Annotated in this window: 1 protein-coding gene; it reads right to left on the bottom strand. The window is 63.1% G+C overall.

The features are described from left to right. Nucleotides 1-164: 164 nt before the first annotated feature. Nucleotides 165-1,766 (bottom strand): peptide chain release factor 3, encoded by a 1,602-nt coding sequence (locus WMO66_RS00290; protein ID WP_349134411.1) that lies wholly within the window; start codon nucleotides 1,764-1,766, stop codon nucleotides 165-167. Nucleotides 1,767-2,007: the final 241 nt, after the last annotated feature.

Here is a 2,007-nt window from a genome sequence, read left to right as displayed (position 1 = left end):
GCTCACTCCCCGTAAAGGGGACGCCGCATCCGTAAGGCGGCAAAGCCGCCAACGGCTGCGCAGTGAGCGCCGCTACATACGCAATCGGTGCGTACCATTTTAACGGCGGCTTGTACGGACTGCAAGTGCGTCGGCGGGAGCGGCATGCCGCTCCCCTGCATTTTTTACAGCGTCGCCGTATCCAGCTCCTGCAGGGTCTCGACCAGCTCGAGACCGGGATTGCGGCGGAGGGTGAAGTCGATGGCCCACGGGCTGGAGAAGACGAGCAGCTTATGGCCGCGGTAGTCCTCGAGCAGCTCAACGTCGGACGAGAGGTTCAGCTCCTTCTCCTCGACGGGGCTCTTGCGGATATAGCGCAGGACCTCATAGGGCAGGCCCTCCATGCGCAGCTCCACGCCGTACTCGCTGTGCATACGGTAGCGGAACACGTCGAACTGCAGCGTGCCGACGACGCCGACGATGACCTCCTCCATGCCGGTGTCCGGCACCTTGAAGATCTGAATGGCGCCCTCCTGGGCGATCTGCTCCGTGCCCTTGACGAACTGCTTGCGCTTCATGGTGTCCTTCGGGCTGACGCGGGAGAAATGCTCCGGCGGGAACGTCGGGATGCCCGCAAAGCGGAACTTTTTGCCCGGCGTGGTGATGGTGTCGCCGATGGAGAAGATGCCGGGGTCGAACACGCCGATGATATCCCCGGCGTAGGCCTCGTCGATGATCTCGCGCTCCTGCGCCATGAGCTGCTGCGGCTGCGACAGGCGCAGCTTGCGGCCGCCCTGCACATGGAACACCTCTGCCTCGCGCTCGTACTTGCCGGAGCAGATGCGCAGGAAGGCGAGGCGGTCGCGGTGGGCCTTGTTCATATTTGCCTGAATTTTGAAGACGAAGGCGGAGAAGTCCGGGCTGAAGGCGTCGATCACGCCGCAGTCGGCCGTGCGCGACAGGGGCGGCGGCGTCATCTGCAGGAAGGCCTCGAGGAACGGCTCCACGCCAAAGTTCGTCAGGGCCGAGCCGAAGAACACCGGGCTGAGCCGGCCGCGGCGGACCTCGTCCATGTCGAACTCGCGGCCCGCGCCGAGCAGCTCGACATCGTCGCGCAGCTGCTGCCAGCGGTCCGCGCCGATGAGCTCGCCGACGCGCGGATCATCGAGCAGGACCTCCTCACGGTCGGCGCGGCGCTTGCCGGACACGCCGGAGAAGAAGTCGATGTGCTGCCCGCGGCGGTTATAGACGCCCTGGAACTCCTTGCCGCAGCCGATGGGCCAGTTCACGGCGTAGGTTTCGATGCCAAGCTCGTTTTCCAGCTCGTCGAGCAGGTCGAACGGGTCCTTCGCCTCGCGGTCCATCTTGTTGACGAAGGTGAAGATGGGAATATGGCGCATGGCGCAGACCTTGAAGAGCTTGCGCGTCTGCGCCTCGACGCCCTTGCTGCCGTCGATGACCATAACGGCGGAGTCCGCCGCCATGAGCGTGCGGTAGGTGTCCTCCGAGAAGTCCTGATGGCCCGGCGTATCGAGGATGTTGATGCAGAAGCCCTCATACTGGAACTGCATGACGGAGGAGGTGACGGAAATGCCGCGCTGCTTTTCGATCTCCATCCAGTCCGAGACGGCAGCGCGGGCGTTTTTCTTGCCCTTGACCGCGCCCGCCTGCGCGATGGCCCCGCCGTAGAGCAGGAATTTTTCCGTCAGCGTGGTTTTGCCGGCGTCCGGGTGCGAAATGATCGCAAACGTCCGGCGGCGGCTGATCTCTTCTTGTAAGGTTGACATAAGATTCCTCCGATTTTGCGCGCCTGCATTTGGGCGCACCACACGATTTTACTGATTATTTTACCATGTTTCCCCGGGTAATACAAGCAGGGAGCGGCATTTTTTCGGGAAGGGCCTTGGCGTGCGTTGTAGGGGAGGGGCAAGCCCCTCCCGGCGCCGCACCGGCGTAAGAGACAGGCTGTCGTTAAAATGGCAAACGCCAAAGGTTTGTCATTGCGAGGAGGCCAAAGGGATGTCCGGC

Source organism: Faecousia intestinalis (assembly GCF_040096185.1).
Taxonomy (GTDB): Bacteria; Bacillota; Clostridia; order Oscillospirales; family Oscillospiraceae; genus JAZOXB01.
Note: the sequence above shows the minus strand (reverse complement) of the source record. Positions and strands in the feature narration are given on the sequence as shown.